General features: G+C 62.4%; 11 protein-coding genes. 4 read left to right on the top strand and 7 right to left on the bottom strand.

Features of this window, described 5'->3' with window-relative positions:
* Nucleotide 1 precedes the first annotated feature (1 nt).
* Together pbpC and ACE3TY_RS10445 are read right to left on the bottom strand one after the other, a co-directional pair.
* Nucleotides 2-2,098, bottom strand: a complete 2,097-nt coding sequence (gene pbpC / locus ACE3TY_RS10450; RefSeq protein WP_374652971.1) for a penicillin-binding protein 1C — start codon at nucleotides 2,096-2,098, stop codon at nucleotides 2-4.
* A 9-nt stretch (nucleotides 2,099-2,107) separates the two neighbouring features.
* Nucleotides 2,108-7,315, bottom strand: coding sequence for an alpha-2-macroglobulin (locus ACE3TY_RS10445; protein ID WP_374652970.1), 5,208 nt, complete (start codon nucleotides 7,313-7,315; stop codon nucleotides 2,108-2,110).
* Between the two features lie 214 nt (nucleotides 7,316-7,529).
* On the opposite strand from ACE3TY_RS10445, the gene ACE3TY_RS10440 reads away from it, so the two are divergent.
* Together ACE3TY_RS10440 and ACE3TY_RS10435 are read left to right on the top strand one after the other, a co-directional pair.
* The gene (locus ACE3TY_RS10440; protein WP_374652969.1) at nucleotides 7,530-8,699 is read left to right on the top strand and encodes a mitochondrial fission ELM1 family protein; all 1,170 of its coding nucleotides are present in this window, start codon (nucleotides 7,530-7,532) and stop codon (nucleotides 8,697-8,699) included.
* A 212-nt stretch (nucleotides 8,700-8,911) separates the two neighbouring features.
* A complete protein-coding gene (locus tag ACE3TY_RS10435) occupies nucleotides 8,912-10,090 on the top strand; it encodes a CDP-alcohol phosphatidyltransferase family protein (protein ID WP_374652968.1) in 1,179 nt (392 codons plus the stop codon).
* Nucleotides 10,091-10,181: 91 nt separating this feature from the next.
* Here ACE3TY_RS10435 and ACE3TY_RS10430 read toward each other — a convergent pair whose 3' ends face one another.
* Both ACE3TY_RS10430 and ACE3TY_RS10425 read right to left on the bottom strand, forming a co-directional pair.
* Nucleotides 10,182-11,042 (bottom strand): hypothetical protein, encoded by an 861-nt coding sequence (locus ACE3TY_RS10430; RefSeq protein WP_374652967.1) that lies wholly within the window; start codon nucleotides 11,040-11,042, stop codon nucleotides 10,182-10,184.
* Nucleotides 11,043-11,171: 129 nt separating this feature from the next.
* Nucleotides 11,172-12,074: a hypothetical protein gene (locus ACE3TY_RS10425; protein WP_374652966.1), complete on the bottom strand. Its 903-nt coding sequence runs from the start codon at nucleotides 12,072-12,074 to the stop codon at nucleotides 11,172-11,174.
* 233 nt (nucleotides 12,075-12,307) lie between these two features.
* Here ACE3TY_RS10425 and ACE3TY_RS10420 point away from each other — a divergent pair, with 233 nt between their 5' ends.
* Entirely contained in the window at nucleotides 12,308-14,143 is a 1,836-nt protein-coding gene (locus ACE3TY_RS10420) for an ABC transporter ATP-binding protein (protein WP_374652965.1), read from the top strand.
* Here ACE3TY_RS10420 and ACE3TY_RS10415 read toward each other — a convergent pair.
* From ACE3TY_RS10415 to ACE3TY_RS10405, 3 genes are read right to left on the bottom strand one after another with little or no spacing between them, the layout of a single operon-like run.
* Entirely contained in the window at nucleotides 14,089-15,795 is a 1,707-nt protein-coding gene (locus ACE3TY_RS10415) for an ABC transporter ATP-binding protein (protein ID WP_374652964.1), read from the bottom strand. The genes ACE3TY_RS10420 and ACE3TY_RS10415 overlap by 55 nt on opposite strands.
* Before the next feature lie 4 nt (nucleotides 15,796-15,799).
* Entirely contained in the window at nucleotides 15,800-16,456 is a 657-nt protein-coding gene (locus ACE3TY_RS10410) for a hypothetical protein (RefSeq protein ID WP_374652963.1), read from the bottom strand.
* Between the two features lie 27 nt (nucleotides 16,457-16,483).
* On the bottom strand, nucleotides 16,484-18,481 hold the full coding sequence (locus tag ACE3TY_RS10405) for a hypothetical protein (protein WP_374652962.1): 1,998 nt from the start codon (nucleotides 18,479-18,481) through the stop codon (nucleotides 16,484-16,486).
* Nucleotides 18,482-18,690: 209 nt separating this feature from the next.
* On the opposite strand from ACE3TY_RS10405, the gene ACE3TY_RS10400 reads away from it, so the two are divergent.
* Nucleotides 18,691-20,430, top strand: a complete 1,740-nt coding sequence (locus tag ACE3TY_RS10400) for a fatty acyl-AMP ligase (protein WP_374652961.1) — start codon at nucleotides 18,691-18,693, stop codon at nucleotides 20,428-20,430.
* The last annotated feature ends 15 nt before the right edge of the window (nucleotides 20,431-20,445 follow it).

The raw sequence follows: 20,445 nt of genomic DNA, 5'->3' as shown, positions 1-20,445 counted from the left end.
GCTATTTCAGCCAGATCTCGGCACTGGCGGAACGGCCGCCGGCATCGATCACCGTGACGCGCTGCGCACCCTTCCCGTCCGGATCCCATTGCGCCTGGCGCAGATAGGGCGGCGAGCTCACCGGCTTGCCGTTGACCAGCCACCTGAGAGGCAGATTGCCGCCCTCGGCCTTCAGCACCAAGAGCACCGGCACTTCGCTTTCGGGCATCGGCACCGTGGCCCCGTCGAGCGGAAATGCGATGCGCAGGCGGTTCCGCGATCGCTCCGCCGCCGCCGCGGCCGGTCCGCTGTCATAGCGCTGCAGATTGGCCGGCAGAGCGGTATTGCCGACCAGCAGCGTGCCCGCGGGCGGCTTCCCCGCTAGGGCGCTGCCGCTCGGCGGCAGCTGGTCGAAGATTTCGAACAGCAAAGGTGCCGCAGCCTCGCGGCCCATGCGGCCGCCGGAAAAAGACCCGTCGGGCCGGCCGACCCAGACGCCGATCGTGTAATCCTTGGTGTAGCCGATGGCCCAGGCATCGCGGTAACCGTAGGACGTGCCGGTCTTATAGGCGATGCGGCTGGCCAGCTTGCGATTGCCGCAGGCCAGCCAGCTCGATGGCGGCGGCGTGTCTTCGAGGATGCGGGTTACGTAGAAGCTGCCCAGCGCGCCGATGAGCGGCTTCGCTTCGGCCGCCGGCTGATCTTTCACAAGCCGCAGCGCGCGCACCGTGCCCTGTTCCGAGAAGGCGGCGTAGAGCGAGACCATTTGCTCCAGCGTGACCCCGACGCCGCCAAGGGCGATCGGCAGTCCCGGTCTTCCAGCATCCTTTGGGAGATGCAATGGGAAACCCGCATCCGATAGCTTTTGGGCGAAAGGCGCTGGGCCGATGGCGTCCATCAAGGTTACCGCCGGCAGATTGAGCGACAGCTGCAACGCCTCGCGCGCCGGAATCTCGCCGCGGAAAAGATGGTCGAAATTCTCCGGCGCCCATTCGCCAAAGCGCATCGGCTGGTCGATCATGATGGTCTCGGGATGCACGACGAGTTCGTCGAACGCCATGCCGTAGATGAAAGGCTTGAGCGCCGAACCGGGCGAGCGCACCGCTGCCACCATATCGATGGGACCGAATTGCCGCCGGTCAAAGTAATCGGCCGATCCGATATAGGCGAGTACCCGGCGTCCGTCATTGGCCACGACCAGGGCGGCACTGGTGGCCCCCGCTTCGAGGCCGACGGAACGGCGCGCGAGCAGCCGCTGCAGGTTCCGCTGCAGATCATGATCGATCGTGCTCCCGATGACGCCGGCTTCGGGAAAAGCGCGCCGCAGCCGTTCGGCCAGATGCGGCGCATCGCTGAGTGCCGGCAGGCGCCGCGTCGGGATCGGCTCTGCGACGGCGGCATCGTAGGCCGCCTGGTCCAGATCGCCTTCGGCCAGGAGACGCGCCAGCACCTTGTCCCGTGCCCTCTTCGCCGCCGCCGGAAAACGGTCCGGCCGCAACCGTTCCGGACTTTGCGGCAGCGCCACGAGCAAGGCCGCCTCGGCCTCGGTCAAATGACGCGGCTCCTTGCCGAAATAGCCGAAGCTGGCAGCGCGCACGCCTTCGAGATTGCCGCCATAGGGCGCCAGTGAAAGATAGATATCGAGCACACCCTCGCCGCCCAGACGCCAGGTGAGCTGCAGCGCACGCAGGGCTTCGACGGCCTTGGCCTGGAAGCCGCGCGGTCGGGGCTCCAGGAGGCGCGCCGTCTGCATGGTGAGCGTAGAGGCGCCGGAGACGATCTCGCCGGCCGCAGCCGCCTGGAAGGCGGCACGGATGACGGCCAGAGGATCGATCCCGGGATGAAGACCGAAGCGGCCGTCCTCGAAGGTCTTTAGATATTTGAGGAACTTGGGGTCGACCTGGCCGGTCCTGGCCGGAAAGCGCCAGGCTCCGTTGGCGGTCGCAAAGGCACGCAGCACGCTGTCATCGGCAGCGAGAACGAGCGTCGAATGATCGCGCAGGCGCCCCATGAATGGCGGAAAGAGCCGGTCGGCTAAGAGTGCCGTCGCCATGGCGAGCAGGAGAACCCCGCCGGCAACGATGGCGGCGCGCTTCAGCCGATGCAGCCCTTGCGCCATGCCTCACCCTCAGTAGGGCGCCACGGTCAGCGTATCGCGGCCACCCCTGGCGCGAACCTCCGGCGCGTACATGTCCTCGACCTGCACGGCTGGCACCGTGTAGCTGCCCGGCGTCACGGCCCGCACCATATAGGCCAGGTTGAAATTCGCCGTCTCGGTGTCGGCGTCGACATCGAGGGCCCCGATATAGCGGTCATCGAGGAACTCGCTATAGGTCAGCGACGAGAGCGGCGGCAGCCAGGAAAGATCGCCCGTGCGGCGGGTATCGGTCAGCCGCTCGTTTTCGATCTCGAAGCCCGCCGGCAGCAGATCGACCACCAGCGCGCGGCGATGGTCCGCCGCCTTTACCTTGCCGGCCACCACGGCGACCAGCACATCATTCTGGCGGATGTTCCTCAGGTCCGCCGGTTCGCCGTTCAGCGTGTAGAAGACGCGGGTGATCTCGAAACCGCTCTGCTCGGGCGGCAGGTCGGCAATCGGCACACCGGCTACCGTCGCCTTGGCGTAGACCGGTTCGGACCCGTTATTGGTGAAGACCGAGCCGGCGCCGAGCTCCTCCGACGCCATGTGCAGGTAATAGGGTTTTACCTGCTTGATGCCAGCCTGCGCGTCCCGGCCGATGCTGATCTCCGGCTGCGAACCGGCCGTCGTCGCTTTGGCCGCCATGAGGATCCAGGCCTGCTCTTGCGTGCTGAGATAGCCACGGCCCGCCTGCAGGCTCGCCAGCGTATCGAGATAGAGAGTCGGATCGCGGCCCGGCAGCTTCGCCTCGCTGAGCAGGGTGACGATGGCGGCGATATCGCGCAGATCGGAACCGTAATCCAGCAAGGGGCGCCGGGCCCTGTTGGCGGCAAGCAGGGCCGCATCGAAAGCCGCATTGGCGCGCGCCATATCGCCATTGAGAGCAAGGGCCGTTCCGAGCTGGGCCAAAGCGAGGCCGGTCGGCATGCGGTCGAGATAATTGTCGGCGAGATAGCGCAGCTCGCTGAGCTTGGCCTCCTTGGCCCTGGCGAGAACATAGACCGCATAGGCCCGCGCGGCCAGATTGTCGGCACTGTCGTTGTTGTAGTCGGTCGCCACATAGCGCAGGCCATCAAGCCCGTGATTGTAGGCGATGTCCGACACATCGTAACCGCGGGCCCGCGCCTGGGTCAGGAAATCCATGGCAAAGGCCGAGAGCCAGTTTTCGGGCGGACTGAAACTCGTCCACAAGCCGAACAGACCGTCGCTGCGCTGGCGTTCCAGGATGCGGCCGATCGCCCGCTGGACCTGCTTCGGATCGCTCGCGGCGTACTTGTTTTCAAGACTCCATATCTCGGCCACTTCGTTGGTGAAGAGCAGCGGAAATGCGACGCTGGTCGTCTGCTCGAGGCAGCCATAGGGATAGTGATAGAGGTCGGCCAGCACGCTCTGCACGTCGAGATTGGGATGGGCGCTGAAGGATAGGCGCAAATCCGCCGTCTCCGGCAGGAAATCGGCCATGGCGTTGGCCGACACCTTGAGCGGCGCGCCGGGCAGCAGGCGCTGGGTCAGCGTCTGGGCAATGGCCGCCTGCGCCGGTCGCACCGGCAGATTGATCTGGCGCGTCAGGGTAAAACCTTCCGGCCCCTTCATCGCCAGGATGACATGCCCCTCACCCACCGCCAGGCCCTGGATGCCAGCGCGCCAGTTGTGGCCGGCGCCCTTGGCAAGCTCGATACTGAGATGCGTTTCGCCAATGAGGCGCAGATTGTCGCTGGCGCTAAGGTCGATCTCGTAGGTGCCGGCGGCACCTTCGACATTCTGCAGCGAAAGGGAAACGTTGCTGCTGTCGCCCGGCGCCAGGAACCGCGCGGCGGAAGCAAGAGCCACGACCGGATCGCGTACCACCAGCGGCGCTTCGGCGGCGCCGACATTCTGATCGTCCCAGGCGACCGCCATCAGGCGCAGGCGACCATTATAGTCCGGCACGTCGAACTTGATGAGCGCCTTGCCTTGAGCATCGAGCTTGACGATGCCGGAGAAAAGCGCCACCAGCTTGATTTCCTTGGGCGCCCCCCGCTTGGCCAGGCCTTCACCGTCACCGCCGCTGCGGATTGTGCCGCGCTTGCCTTCCTTGCCGTCGATGAGCTGACCATAGAGATCGCGGATCTCCACGCCGAGACGCCGCTTGCCGAAATAATGGTCCAGCGGATCGGGCGTCGCGAAATCGGTGAGCTGCAGGATGCCCTCATCCACCGCCGCCAAGGTGACATAGGCGTCCTTGCCGGCCAGGTTGGTAACGGTCACCGGAATTTCGACGGATTGGCGCGGCTGCATCGTTTCCGGCACATTCATCGAGACCTGCAAGTTGCGCGGCTGCGGATCGATCGCCAGCCAGGCCAGGCCGATGGCGCGCCCCGGCCCATGCTCATTCCCCTTGCCGGCGCGATAGGCATTCACCAGCACATAGGCGCCGGCACCCCATTTCTTATCGACCGGAATCTTGATCGTCTTGCCGTCCTTGGGCAACGAGACGGCGAAGCTGTCGACGATGCGGTCAGTAGCGACCGTCACTTGCGCTTCGCCGGCAAAGGGAGCGCTGAGGCGGATTTCGGCCTTGTCGCCGGCGGTGTAGAGGTCCTTGTCGGCCACGACCTGAAGCTTGTCCGGCGTACCGCCCGTGCCAGGCGCCGCCCACCAGCCGGCGTAAAAGCGCACGGAACTGGCGGCACCGCTGGCGGCATCGAATACTTCAAGGCGATAGCGGCCCCAATCTACCGGCAGGCTGAGCTTGCCCGGCAGGTCGGCGGCCACATCAAGGTTGCCGGTCGAGGATTCGGCATCGCGCACGATATAGTCATAGTCCCAGCGATTGTCGCGATAGAACCAGACATAATCCCAATCCTCGCGCACCAGGCGGTATGAGAGTTTCGGCTGTGCCTTGGCCTTGCCGTCGCGGCCGACGGCCAGCACCTCGAACTCCGCCATCGATCCTTCCTGGGCGCGGTCGTCGGCAAAAAGCGGCTTGATGCCAAGATAGAGGTCCCTGTCGCGGATCGGCTTGGTCAGCGTCTCGATGACCGGCCGGCCGCCGAACTCATAGACCTCAACACGCAGGGTCGCCGCCAGCGGCACCTGGGCTTCCGGCACCGTATCGAACGACATGTCGAACTCCACCCGGCCCTGATCGTCCGTGCTGGTATCGTCGTAGGTGAGGCGCTCCGACTCCATCTTCTCGTCGGCGAGGCCGAAACGGTAGCCCACCATATCCGGAAACGGCTTGGGGTCGGCGGCGATGACGATCTCAGCCTTCACCGGCAGGTTGGCTGCCGGAGCGCCATAGAGATATTTCGCCTCAATCTGCACCGGCAGCGGAACCGGCGGCACCAGAACATCTTCCTTGGCGCTGAGCCTGGCTTCGATCCGAGCCGGGACAACATCCTCGACCAGGAACTGGGTACTGGAAAGCGCCGCGCCTTCTGGATCGAGATAGGCTTCGAGAGTCCATGGGCCGGTGCGGGCGGAATTCGGCAGATCGATATCGACACTGTAGCCGCCGCCGGTATCCGCCAGATCGACGAAGCGCCGTGCCTCGATGCCATCGGGACGCAACAGGCGGAAGGTGAGCTTCTGCCCCTCGAGCATGTCGGCCGACGGGTCACGCGCGAGCGCCATGACATGCGCGGTCTCGCCCGGCCGATAAACGCCGCGGTCCGTATAGAAGAAGATGTCGATATCGTCCGGCATCGGGCGGCCACCCACACCGCGGTCGGACAGGTCGAAGGCCGGACCGCTGATATCGAGGAAGCTGAAATCGCCGTCGCGACGGAAGGCCATTACGGCCGTCGCCGTGCGGCCGCCCGACCCGCGCAGCAGGCCGGGATCGAATTGCGCCATGCCGGCGGTATCGGTCAGCGCCTTGGCCAGCACTTCGTTGTTTCGGGCGATGAGGCGCAGTTCAAGCCGATGCATCGGCCGCCCGGTTTCCAACGAGCGCGCCTGGACACTCAGCCCATCCATTCCACTGAACGCGGTCAGGCCGACATCGGAGACGACGAGCCATTGCGTGGCTTGCGGCTGCCAGCGCCAGGAATAATCATCCTCCGACTGTTCGTCGGCGGCATTGTGCGCCATCAGGATATAGATACCGGGCTTGGTATCCGGAACGACTTCGTCGATCGGGAAAGCCGTCACGACGCGCTTGTTGCGATCGATGGCCACATCCATCTCGCCGGTCCAGATCTCCTCGCCAGCCTTCTCGGCGATCCGCGCGCGGTCGTATTCCTCGAGGTTATTGAGGAAGCGGCCATCATAGAGTTCGTTGATCAGATTGCGATCATTGATGCGCAGCAGGCGCAGCATGGCCTTGTCGATATTAACGGTGATCAGCGGAACGCCGGTGCTGCCGATCTTGGGCAGAACATAGGCCTGGTTGCGAAAACCGATACTGGGCGCACGATCACCGATGGCAAAGGCCCATTCCTCGTTCTCGGTGAGCTTCTGCGTGTCGAGCGCCGGCAGCCCTTTCAGCACGGTGATCTTGTAGGATTGACCGAAGCTGAGATTCCCGACGCAAAGCTGGTAGCCCGAAACGCGATAGGTCGCCTTCACCTCCGGTTCGATGCGGACGTAATCCGGGTAGTTCACGATATCCGGCGTGGCAAGGTCGCTGCGGAACTCAAGACAGGCCTCGGGCGTCTCGCCCTCTGTATTGAGCTTTGTGCTGGTCAGCGAAAAGGCCAGCATCTGGCGGATCTGCTCGGCGCGTGTCGCCGCCTGATCATCGTAATTGTAGCGCTGTGCTTCCTCATAGGCCGCCAGAGCCAAGCGTTTTTCATCCAGATTATCGAACTGCTTGGCGACCATCTTCATCGCAACCGCCTGCAATTCGTATTGGTCGGTCTCGATAAAGGCGCGGTAAGCGGCAAAGGCTGCCTTGCGTTTTTCGCCCGCTCCTTCCAGCAGGCCGGCGAAAGTGATCCAGCTGTCATAGCTCTCGTCGCCCAGACCGATGGCCCGGGCGCGCAAGGACGCGGCTTCGGCAAAGCGCCTGGCATCGGCCTCGGATTTCGATTGCTGGACCAGGAGGTCGATGCGGTGCGGATCCTCCCCCTTCGCCGCCGCCAGTAATTCGGCACGGTAGGCCGCGGCTTCGCGCGCGATATCGGTAAGGTCGAAGGCGCTGGCGCCTTGCGGCAGGAGAAGCTGAATGACGAGCAGGAGGAGAAAACCAAGGCGATAGATGGGCGCACGCATGTCAAATGTCCCGCATGAACGAGTGTGGCTGATGACCGTGTCGAAGTCCGATGGCCGGATTGCCCGTCCCGCAAATCCTTGGCTGCCGAGTATAGCGTCGACGAGACGATTTGATACACGATGATTGCGACAGGATTTGGGCGCCCGACAGCTTCCGCGCGAATTTTTCCGCTGCCTTGGCGCCTTCCGATTCGGTTGCTAAGGTCCGCCGGTCATGACCGGTCCGAACATTGCGATACCGCCCGCCACCTGGCTGATCCTGGGAGAGCGCACCGGCGACAATGCCCAAGTGCTGGCGTTGGCGCGTGCGCTCGGCTGGCCGGGGACGGTCAAGCAGATTCGCTACGATGAGACCTGCGCGGTCGACTTCAAAGACCGTGGCGCCAGCCTGACCGGCGTCGACCTCCAGGCAAGCGATCCCCTGACCTCGCCGTGGCCGGATGCCATCATCGCCATCGGCCGCCGGTCGGTCCCGGTCGTGCGTTGGATCCGGGCGCAAGCAGGCAAGCCCACCCTCCATATTCATCTGGGGCGCCCGCGGGTGGATCTCAGTCTGTTCGACCTCGTCATTACCACGCCTCAATACAACTTGCCGGAGGCAGAGAATGTGACGGAAGTCACCCTGCCCTTTGTTTCCATCGATGCCGAGGCGCTTGGACAAGCGGCCGCCGCCTGGCACGACCAGTTTGCGGGGGTTCCCCGCCCTTGGACGGCGGTACTGGTTGGGGGACCTACGCCACAGCTGGCATTCGGTCCGGCGGAAGCCGACCGGCTGCTGGCGGAGCTGGGCGCCTTCCGCGCCAAAGCAGGCGGCAGCCTGCTGATCACGACTTCACCACGAACGCCGGACGAGGTGACCGCTGCATTGCGCGTCGGCATGGAGCGCACGGCCCCAGGGCACCATATCTTCGTTCCCTTCGCCCGCAATGAGGCCAATCCCTACTCTGCCATGCTTGCCCTGGCCGACAATTTCGTGGTCTCGGTCGACAGCGCCTCCATGGTGGCTGAGGCAGCAACGCGGCAGAAGCCGGTCTATCTTTTCCATCTGCCAAAAATTCCACCCAGGATGAAACCGGGCCTCAAATCCGCGATGTCGCGCAACTGGCGACTGCGGCGGAAAGCCCGGCTCGACGCCGACCTGCCGGCGGATCCGCTCGACAAGCTCTACGATTTCTGGACCCGACGCGGCAAAGCGCGGCCCCGGCGCGATATCGATCAGGTGGAACGGCGCCTCATCGACCTTGGGGTAGCCCTGCCACTTGCCCAATCGAACCTGCCCCAACCTGAGAAGATCCTGGCGGCTTTCCGGGCACTGGCGGCGGAACGCGAGGACGCCCTTGCCCGGATTCGGACGCTTTGGGCCAACAAACAAACCAGTTTATAGGCTTAAATTGCTATGTCCCAGGCAGCATATGCTTGAGGCGAATGCAAGCCGCATGATATGACGCGCCAATGAAATTTCCCTGGGAATCCCAATAAATGCTGGTTTGGATCGATGCCGTCCATTGCGGGCGGTTGCCGAAGATTTTTGGCCTGACGCTAGTTGAGCGTCATCTTCAGGCACTGAAAAGGTCGCTGCCCCGCCCGGCTCGGGTCGTGGTTGACCTCGGCGCGGAAGGGCAGAAGCCGAAAATCGATCCCAGCCTGGACGGCGCCTTTCCGATCGAGTGGCGCCAGACCCCGGGGGATTTTGCCAGCCGGCTCGGCCGTTTCCTGGCGGAAGCCGGCATGCAGCCGGTCCTGCTGCTCGACGGCGCAACCCTGCCCGATGCCCGGCTGCATGCCTCCATGATGGCATTCATCGATTCGGTCGCAGTCCTTGCGCCCAAGGAGGATGAACGGGCAGCCATGATCCGGCTTGCCGCGGACAGCCTGAAAGACATCCACATCGAGGCAGCCGACTTGCCGGCCCTGGCCGTCAAACTGCTCGCGGCCGGCACCGTCCGTGCATACCGGCAGGACGAGTTCAGCGGTTTCATCCGCAAGCTGCGGCGCACGATCCCTTATTACCTGTTCCGGGTCGAAAGCGCAGACAAGGCGGCGAAGGTCGAGAAATTCATGTTCTGGTCGAATTACAAGGGTTCGACGGACTTCTTCACGCGCTATGTCTATCCGCCACTCGTCTGGATTTCGGTCGGTCCTTTGGCGCGGGCGCGGGTTCACCCGAACACCGTCACCATCTTCAGCATCATTCTGGCGCTGGGCGCCATTCCCGTCTGGGCGATCGGCGAAACCTGGTCGTTCTGGACCGGTTTTGTCATGGCCTATGGCATGAGCGTGCTCGATTCCGTCGATGGCAAGCTCGCCCGCCTCACTTTCACCGATTCGCGACTTGGCAACGTCCTGGACCATGGCCTGGACATGGTGCACCCGCCCTTCTGGTATCTGTCCTGGGCCTATGGGCTGGGCCTGGCGAGCGCCGGATGGGGATCGACGCTTGGCATCGCCACGACCTTGGTGATGGTCTTTTACGTCATCGACCGTTTGATCCTGAAGGTCTATCCGACGTTTTTCCGGCGCGCCTTTCATACCCACTCGAAACTCGATGGACGCATGCGCACCTTCATCGCGCGGCGCAACATCACGCTACCGATGTTCATCGTCGGATATGCGCTGGGATTTGCGATCGAGGCGTTCTACCTGATCGTCGCCTGGCAGATCCTGACGGCGCTCTATCATGGCGTCAGGACCTTCTGGATCATCGTCATCGACCGGGCTCACTTGAAGGACCGTCGCCCGACCGACGTTGCGGCGGCGCTCAAGCATGTCGATTGACGCGGTCCTGCCGGTCAGCGCTTAAGGCGAAAAAGAAAGCGCCGCCCCCTGGGAAGGGGCGGCGCAGTCGATTCAGCCGGATAGAAATCGCCTAGTACTTTTCGTCCTGTACCGCCGCACTCACATCCTTCGCATACCAAATCTGTTGCAGCTTGTTGAGCTGCTTTGGCTCGAAGGCTTTGAAGGGCAATTCGGCGATGAAGTTGATATAGCGCCGCGGAATATCGGTAATGCCGCGCGGACTCACGCCGTGAATGGCCTTCGCCGAATTGACGAAGCAGGCATAGGAATTGGCGGCGTATTTAAGCGTTTTTACCAGTTCGACGTCGCGGTCCATCGAGCGGTGCTTGATGAAGCGCGGTTCGCGGCGCCAGCGATAGATGTCGAAATCGCCACCACTTACATTGTCGCGCGGATCGCGGAAGTAGAACAAGGCCGAGAAAATCTTGTCGCACAGGTCGACATGCGGCGTCTTCACGCTGGTCACCTGGCGGACCGGCGTATTCATGACGAACTGGCAATCCAGACGGAGATCCGCTTCACCGGCGAAGCCGCGCGGCATGACACGCCAATCCTCGAAGCGACGTCCGATCTTCGCTTCAAGCCCCGGGAACTCGCTGCGCAGATGATCGCCGAACAAGCGGGTCACATTCCGCCAATAATCGCCGGATGTGTGATACTCGAAGAACTCCCGCCACAAGGGCGAAATGCGCTTGTCGCCCAGCACCTGCTTGACCGTCAATCGCACGGCCACGTTGCTGCCCGGCTCGGCCCGGCCGTTGAGAATGGCTTCCAGGGTGGGGAATTCGGCCTCCAACTGCCGGTAGACATCGGCCGGCACGGCATTCTGGCGCGAATAATGCGCGTAAGGCTCGGTACTCACCTCGTCGGGACGCACGCCTTCCAGCATATGCGGCGCGCGCTGTTCGACCATGGCTGCCAACATCGACACTCTCCACTCCTGCCCCCGCCGCGGTCTTAGTGCCGCCAGGGTGATTTCATCGGAACGATCGCACCTTGCCGATGGATTAACCAATGTGCAATTTGACATCCCGCCGCAGCGACGTTCCGCCGCCGCAGCCTAGGCTGCCATCTTGCGGCACAAATCCAAGGCATCGTGCCGCACGTGATTGAGGGCCATCTCGCGTTCAACCATGGCCACGTCAACGACGCCCCTATCGAGCATCTCGTTGAGCAGGCTGAAGAATAGGCGCTCCTGGTTCGGATCGGGATGCGGCTGATAGTAGCCATCCTTGACCGCGCGCGGCCGCGAAACGCCGATACCCTTCTTGATTGCCTTGACGAAATTGTCGGCCAGCGATTTCTTCGGCTTCTCGCGGATCGAGAAATCGATGGGCAGGCCGGTCTTCCAGGGCTGGGTCCGCCGATAGGTCGTGTGCAGGATCTTGGTGGCTGCGGTCAGATGGTCGAAATCGTTCCATTCAGGTTCGAGAATGCCGACATTGGAATCGGCCTCGTATTCCAGCTTAATCCACTTCAGATAGTCCTTCTTGAACTCGAAAAGTTCGTTGAAGGTCTGTTCGGCATCCCAATGCGTCAGCCTGGCGTTTTCCAGCAGCATGACGCTGGAGGCCCGGTAGGGCGGCATTTCCTTGAGGGCGGGGCGCATGCAGCACATGACCCCAGCGCCTCTCATGTCGCGCGTGAACAGTTCCATGATGTCGCCGACGGCGAAGCAATCCGGGTCGATCACCACGGCCCTGCCCTGATAGTTCATGGCCTTGGGTGGGGTGAAGCGAACGGGCGTGAAGGATTGGAGATCCGCATCGGTCCAGACGCGATGTTCCAGCCCACGCAGGAACCTTTTCCCGATATTGGCGCTCAGCCAGGGATAGTTCCGAAAATGCATGATTTCGACGTCGAAAGCGTCGGGCTGGCGACTGTTCCGCTTTGCAGCATAGCCAGCGACGAGGGCGCCCAGATATTGTTCGTCGTTTGACTGAATGAAGAGCTTCAACTGCACGCATTACTCCCTTATCCCGCCGGGCGGGCGCAAAAACGCCTGCCGGCGCCGAATGATAGTCCGGAGAAAGCGCCGGAGCAACCGAAGCTCTTGATAATGTGCCGATTTGCCGCAAATTTTCGATGGCTATTTTGAGCCTTTCCGGCGAGGCCCGATTGACTTCCCCCACCTTGATGTTATCACAACCCACAGGTCGGCAATCCGACCCGAACTGTCATTTCAAAGGCGTACCCTTGGCCGGTTCAGACCGCGATCTTAAGACGACCCTGGATCCAAAACAGACACCTTCGGCTTTGACCAACGCTTTTCTGGTCATCCGCAAGCATGGCCTGTGGCGGCAGGTTCCAGTCATGATCGGGGTCATGGCTGCCAGCCTGCTCGAGGGACTTTCGGTCGCCAGTCTGTTTCCCATTCTCAGCATCGTCTCCGGTGACGCGTCCGAGACCCCGAACAAGGTCGAGCGCTTCATTTTGAATGCGCTCGAAATCCTGCACGTCCCCGCAAGCCTTGGAGCGCTGATCCTGATTCTGGGCGGGCTGGCCATCTTGAAGGCGGTCATTTCGCTCAATGTCAGCCGCTATGTGGGCTATCTGGTCGCCGAAATCGCCACTGAAATGCGTTCGCGCATGATCGATGCGATGCTCGCGGCGCGCTGGTCCTATTATACCGTCAACCCGATCGGCCGCTTCGCTGCGGCCATCACCGCGGAGGCCAATTGGGGTTCCGCAATATATCGCACCTCGCTCAACCTCATTATCGCTTCCGTCCAGGCCGTCGTTTTTGGGGTGATCGTCTTCGTCGTCGATTGGCAGGTGGCGATCGTCGGTTCTATCATGGCGCTGGTGGTCGGCGTTGCCATGCGCCTCCTCATTCGCCGTTCGCGCGCTTTCGGGCGCCGCATGCTGTTGACCAGCCGCACGATCGTGACCGACCTCAACGATGTCGTGGTCAGCTTCAAGCCGATGAAGGCGATGCACCGGCACGAATCGCTGATCCAGGAACTGCGCAACGAAACAAAGTCGCTGCGCCAGTCGCTGCGCGAGTTGGTTCTGCTGGAGCAATTGGCCGGCCAATTGCCAGATCTGCTCATCATCATGATGCTCTCCGGCGTCGCCTATGTCGCCGTCGGTGTCCTGCGTCTCGACCTGGCCAGCATACTGGTCTCCGGCCTGCTTATCCTCGGCCTGACCCGGTCGGTTGCAAAAGTCCACCGTTCGGCACGCGAATCGGCGCATGCCGAGGTCGGCTACTGGTCCTTCATGGACACGTTGCGCGAAACCGAGGCCGCTTCCGAATCCTTCCACGGTCGCGCTGTTCCCAGCCTCAAGAGTGTTTGCCGCCTGGAGAATGTGACCTTCTCCTACGGTCGCGCGCCAGTGCTGCGCAATGTGTCGATCGAACTGGCCGCCGGTACCATCACGACCCTGGTCGGTGAATCCGGGTCGGGCAAGACGACCATCGCCGATCTGATCCTGGGGCTGTTCGAGCCCGAGCAAGGCCGCGTCACGCTCGACGGCATTCCGATGGATGAGATCGATATCGGCCGCTGGCGCAGCCAGGTGGGCTATGTGCCGCAGGAGATCCTGCTCTTCAACGACACGATCCTCGCCAACGTCACATTGGGCGACCCGACGATCAGCGAGGCCGCTGCCATCCGCGCCCTGGAGACAGCCGGTGCCATGCGCTTTGTGGCGGAAATGCCCAATGGCCTGTTCACGACGGTGGGCGACCGTGGCGTCCTGCTCTCGGGTGGCCAACGGCAGCGCATCGCCCTGGCCCGCGCATTGGTGACCGAACCGACCCTGCTTATCCTCGATGAGGCGACCAGCGCGCTCGACCCGGAAACGGAAGCCGAAATCTGCGCCGCCGTCGGTCGCCAGCGCGGCAAGGTCACGGTTCTGGCGATCACGCATCAACCAGCCTGGGTCGAACTGGCGGACCGCGTCTATCGCATCGATCAGGGCAGCGTGTTTGAAGACAATGCCGGCTCCGTCGTGAACCAGCCGGCGCAGCCTCAGGCAGGGCCGGCCAGCGGCGCCGTCGTCACTTTCCCGTCGCGGATTTCATAAACCCGGTCGGCCGCATCGACCCAAAGAGCCTGATGCGTGATCGCCAGGATCGTCCGGCTGCCGGTAAGTGCACGCGCAGCACGACTGATTTCCTTGGCCGTCTTTTTGTCGAGAGCGCTGGTCGCCTCATCGAGGACCAGCAGTTTCGGATCGCCGATGAGCGCGCGCGCAATCGCCAGACGCTGACGCTGACCGCCGGACAGCAGGCTGCCGCGCACACCGATCATGAATTCCATTTCACCGGGCAGTTTCGAGACAAAGCCCCAGGCGTCGGCGGCACGCAAAGCCGCCTCTACCTGGCCCGGCGAAATAGCGGGATCGCCGAGCGTCACATTGTTGATGATCGTGTCATTGAATAGGATGCTGTCCTGCGGAATATAGCCCAGCTGCCGCCGCCACCCCGCCATATCGACCTCACCCAGCGGCACGCCGCCGACGCGGATGACGCCTTCGGTCGCGCTGTGGAGACCGGCGATCAAATCTGCAATCGTCGTTTTGCCCGCGCCTGACGGCCCGATCACCGTCGTCAATTCGCCGGCCGGCAGCTCGATATTGGCATTCCGCATCACCTGCTTGCCGGGATAGGCGAAACCGACATCATCCATCTCGATCGTGGCAGGCAGGCCCGGCAATTTCCCGGTGGCGAGCTTTTCCCGGTTCTCGCGGACTTCACTGAGCAGATGCTGTAGCTGCCAGAATGATGGCCGGTCCAGGATCACGCGCTGGTAATTCGCGCGCACCGTCCCGATCGAATCGGCAATGCGCTTGAGCAGCAGGGTGGAACCGAGCATGACGCGCAGATCCATGCCGAGCATCGCGTGGCCGATATAGAGTCCGCCCAGGATAAGCACCGTGAAAAGTGGCTCCTGCACGGCTCGGACGGCACTCGTGCTATAGGTTTCGGCCTGCGTGGCCCGGCGCAACCGGTCGACATGTACGGCAAAGGTATGGCCGATGAAACCGTGCCGGTTCATCGCCTTTAGCGCCTTCACGTTGGTAAGCGCGTCGGTCACGGAATGAAGCAACGCCAGATTGTGCCGCGATTTTCCGCGGCCGGCTTTCTTCGCCATGCGCATGTAGCGGCCGACGCCCATCCACAGCACGGCGACGACACCGACGGCCCCCAGGAAGAACGGCCACGAGACGAAGATCGCCATGCTCATCAGCACGACCGCCTGAATCAGGCCGGCGAAGCAAAGAGCCGACGCCTTGAAAGCGATCGCTGCCCGGTCGGCATCGGAGTTGATGGCGGCGGTGTAGCGCGCGACGGGCTGGGCGACGAAGTAGCTCCACTTCGCATGCACGATGGCATCGATAAGCTGCAGCCGCACGCTGATACCGAAATTGGCTACCGTGCGGCCGACGAACACGGACCCGGCCGTGCCGAAGATAAATGACAGCGTCGCCGCACTCACGACGATCAGCAGAAGGATTTCGATGTTCAGCGGCAGATCGAACTTGTCGAGGCCCCAGCGGACATATTCGTCAATGACATGGGACTTGGCATGCGTTTCGCCACCGATCAGGCCGATGATCGGCCACAAGGTGGCGATACCGACGATTTCCACGACACCGGAAACCAGCAGCGCCGCGAGGATCAGCAGCTGCTGCCGCCAGCCGGTATGGAAAAAAATCTTGAAGACGTCGCGCACTGGGTCAACCCGTCACTGCTTTGATCGCCCGCGCAAGGCCGGACCGGACATCGCCTCCGGCGGCGCTTGCGGCGGATCGGGCGAAAGCCCGGTCGATATGCGTAATCCTTGCCGAAACGCTTGGCAACTCAAGTATTTGCGCTGCCGCCATGCGGTGCGTGCCGCGCCGGATATGAACGATTTCACCGTCTGCCGACACCCCCAAGCAGATGTCGTCATCCCCGCTATAGCGATAGCCGTCCCGCTGCATCGAACGGTAAAGGCCGAGATAAGTGCGGTAATAGGCTTCGATGGCGGCCTCCGAGTTGAAAACCTGGCCGCGGCCTTCCACCGGCCGGCCGGCCTGCCAACTCGCCTTCAGCCATTGATAGAGCCGCGTCCGGGTGAGGTCGTCGCCATGGCGTGCGATATCGGCCATATCCATGTAGGTGTAGAGGTCTTGGATCGGATCAGATGCCAGCACGCCAAGCCCGTCCACCAGGAACCTGTCCTTGATGGGTGCCACCTCTTTCGGAGCGATCTTGCGCCGAATCCGCCGCGGATCGACGGAGACGTTCAGCAACGTTCCCAGTTCCCGTTCCGCGACGGCAGCGAGATTCCAGGCCGGATTGTCCAGCGATGACCAGATCTTGAGGGAAAGGAGCGCCAAGGCGCGCCGCATCCCCTCCCCCAATTTCCGCATGCCGGCTCAGTACCCCCAGAGATGCTGCAGGCCGACCGCGCCTTTGGGTGACACGCCCAGCACATGCGCCGTGAGATCGGCGTCGGCCGATTTCACTTGCAGGGTTGCGATGCCGCTTTCCCCAACATGGTGGCGCAAAGTCGGCAACACATCGTCGAGCCACACAATCTTGGCACCGAAGGCCGGCAGCGTCACGAAATGGCTGAGGCGTTCGCCGGCGTGATTGATCGCCGCCAGTTCGACCTTTGCCGGCATGTCGTATTTGAGATTGCCACTGGCATTGGCCACGAAGACTCCCGTGCGGAACCAGTCGCGTGTGCGCACGCGACCGATCAGATTGGTCCGCCCCATGATGCCGATCGATGGATGCAGCCAGTGTGGCAGCGTGGGGATATCGGCGCCAACATTGCGCCAGGAAGACTGGAATTCAGTAAAGTCCTGGTCGCCGGTAATGCGGTGTTTGACAGCCATATCCGACGTCGTCACCAGGCGCTGCGGAGCGAGGCCGATCTTGAGGTGATCGGGGCAGACCAGAGCCGTCACGATGTCGGCCTTGCGCGGATGCGACCAGCCCGCCATGACCTCGTCGAGATAGGCCGGACCGATGAAATCCTTGTGATAGCGCATCTCGCCGACATAGCCGCCCTGACGATCATAGAAGCGCAGCCAGTAATCGTCGAACGGCGGATTCGATGCGTCGAAATTGAAGCCAAAGGATAAGGCGTCGCCTTGCGGCGTCACCGGCAGGCTGCACGGATGGATCATGAAGCCAGCATTGATCGCGGCTTCGACGATCCGGCGCTCTTCCGGCGTGAAAAGGATGTCATCGCGATTGTCGACGCCGACACGGCACAGATGATTCGCGGCGATCGAGGCGATCTTGCCCGGTTGCTGCGAGAAGCCCTGATCCAGCGCGTACCAGAACGACGTGCCATAGCCGGCATAGGAAGCGGCAAAATAGCTGCGCTCCTTGGAAACGCCGGGCGCGCGCTTGAAATGAACCTCTTCCACCGGCCGCGTGCGCGAACGCTTGATCGCCGATTTATTGGCGCCAGTGCCGATCTTCACCTCGTCATCTGCGCCCATGTCGAGATCGTAGTTCGGCACGGTCATGATGACTTCGCCATTGCGCACGACGGAATCAATCAACCGGAAAGGCTGTACTTTGTTCGGATTTTTGAAGAACTGATGCGAGCCGTGGATAATCGTGAAACTGTCCTTCCAGAATACGTCGCCGCAGATCCGGAAGCGATAATGCCGGCCGCGCGTCAGGAAAGGATGCGCCACGAACACCTTCATGCAGACCGCACCCTTGCGTTCAGGCATCAAGGTCTTGAGGTTGAGATTGACCGACTGGCTGGGACCCAGAACGAGGTAGGATCGGCGCGTCTCGCCTTCCGCGATGATCTCGAAGCGGAATTGCAGCGGGTCCTTGATGCCGAAGAACTCTTCGAAATGATTGAAGGCCAGCGCATCGACATCGTCGATTTCCAGCGGGATCGCCGCTGTACCGGCGCAAAACTCCCAGTTCTGCGCGACCCAGTGCACGGGCGTGGTCGGTGCATGGGCGTGCGCCAGGCGCAGGCTGTAGCGAAATTTCGTCGCCGCATCGGCACCGCCGGCAACGATTGCATCGCAATCCTTCACCGTTTCCGCATTTACCGGCCTGGCGCCTTTCGGCTGATCGCCGATGATGTCGGTCGAAATCCAGACAGTATCCATGCCCCCGGCTTCGGCGCGGAAAGTATCATAGAATGCCTGGTCGCTGTGGATCGCGACGCGGTGTGCACCGTCGGCGCGCAGCAGATTGAGGACGTCCGCTATCGACTGGCTGACCTTGGTCTTGGTGTCGGGCGCCGCCACGGGAGGCGTCCCGGCCTTAAATTTCTGTTTCTTGGCCTTGGGCTTCGGCAGGAGCCAATCGAAAAGTCCGGTCCCGCCAGACTTTTGCTCCTTGTCAGCGGAACGCTGCACCGCCGACAGTTCAAGATCCGAGGTCTTCATTAGGCAACTTCCCTAAAATGGACGCGCTCACCATATGATCCATTCGGCGCGTCCAATTCGCAATGCCTTGTCCCAACTCCGGACATTTGCTATGGACCGCGAAATCCTAGGGGCCGAGAGGCCGTCGTGCAATTCGCCCGCATGCGACCTAAAGTCCCACGACACCTAGTTTAATTCTGATCCAGCGCCAGTAGCACAGCCCGGACGAGATGACCCTGAAACCGACTGCGACAACCAATTCCAGCCTGAAACACCGCCGCAGCGACTTCGATACGCTCTGGCAAGCGCTGGATTATGCCGCCGGCGGTGTAACAGGATTCAACTTCTACACCGCCAAGGGCGATCTCGCCACTGTGCTCAGCTACGCCGAACTGCGCGACCGCGCCCGCGACCTGGCTCAGCGATTCGTCGGGCTGGGGCTGGAGCGAGGAGCCCGGGTAGTCCTGGTCGCCGATACGGATCCAGACTTCGTGACCGCTTTTTTTGCGACGCAATATGCGGGCCTGCTGCCGGTGCCGGTCGCCATTCCGACGAGCCTGGGCGGACGCGATGCCTATATCGCCCAGCTTCGGCAACAATTGTCGGGTTGCGAGGCCAGCATTGCCATCGCTCCGGATTCGCTGATGGGTTTCCTCGGCGAAGCTGCCAAGGGCCTGCCGCATCTGCGCCTGGTGGGGCCGCTCTCCGATTTCATGGCCCTGCCCACCGGCAAGACCGACGTGCGGCCTTTTGCGGCCAACGAGCCCAGCTATCTGCAGTTTTCGTCCGGGTCGACGCGGTTTCCGAAGGGTATCGAAATTCATCAGCGGGTGCTCATGGCCAATGCGCTCGCCATTACACATTGCGGGCTCGATATCGTCGAAACCGACCGCTGCACGTCGTGGCTGCCTTTCTATCACGATATGGGTTTGGTTGGCTTCCTTCTGGTCCCGGCGACCGGACAGGTGTCGGTCGACTATATCGCGACGCGCGACTTCGCGCGCCGGCCGCTGACCTGGCTGAAGCTCATCTCCGAGAACCGCGGTACTCTCTCTTACTCACCGACCTTCGGCTATGAGCTCTGCGTCAAGCGAATGCGCGGCGAGAGCGATTTTTCCGGCGATCTCTCCTGCTGGCGCGGGGCCGGTATCGGCGGCGACATGGTGCAAGACGCAATTCTGCACCGTTTCAGCGACACTTTTGCGCCGTTCGGCTTCCAGCACAAAGCCTTCGTGCCCAGCTACGGCATGGCTGAAACAACGCTCGCCATGAGCTTTGCGCGCCTGGACCGGGAATACCGAGTGGATCACATCGATCGTGCCGGACTCGAAAACCAGATAGCCACACCCGTGCCACCCGGCAAATCCGCACGCAGCCTCGTCGCCTGCGGCCGGGCCTTGGATGGTCACGCTTTTGAGATTCGGGATGAGTCCGGCCATGCATTGCCGGAACGCCGTATCGGCCGCATCTTCTTCAAAGGCCCCAGCGTCATGACCGGCTATTTCCGTCAGCCGGAACTGACCGCCGAGGCGTTGAGTCCCGAGGGTTGGCTCGATACGGGTGACCTCGGCTACCTCCTGGATGGCGAAATCGTCATCACCGGCCGGGCCAAAGATCTCATCATCATCAATGGCCGGAATATCTGGCCGCAGGACCTGGAATGGACGGCCGAAACATTGCCCGATTTGCGCCGTGGCGATGCCGCCGCCTTCTCCATTGTCGGCGATGACGAGCAGGAACAGGTTGTCGTATTGGTTCAATGCCGCACGACGGACCTCGCGGCCCGCACCAAGCTCAAACAGGACATTGCCGGCCTGCTGCAACGTTCCATGGGCGTCGAAGCGCGCGTCGAACTCGTGCCGCCCAAGGGTTTGCCGCAGACCTCCTCGGGCAAACTCTCGCGCGCCAAGGCAAAGGCCAATTACCAGCAAGGCGTCTATGCCGATGCCGATCTCGGCATCAGCGCGTAGACCGGTTTTCACCTG

Source organism: Dongia sp. (genome assembly GCF_041918875.1).
GTDB lineage: Bacteria > Pseudomonadota > Alphaproteobacteria > Dongiales > Dongiaceae > Dongia.
Note: the sequence above shows the minus strand (reverse complement) of the source record. Positions and strands in the feature narration are given on the sequence as shown.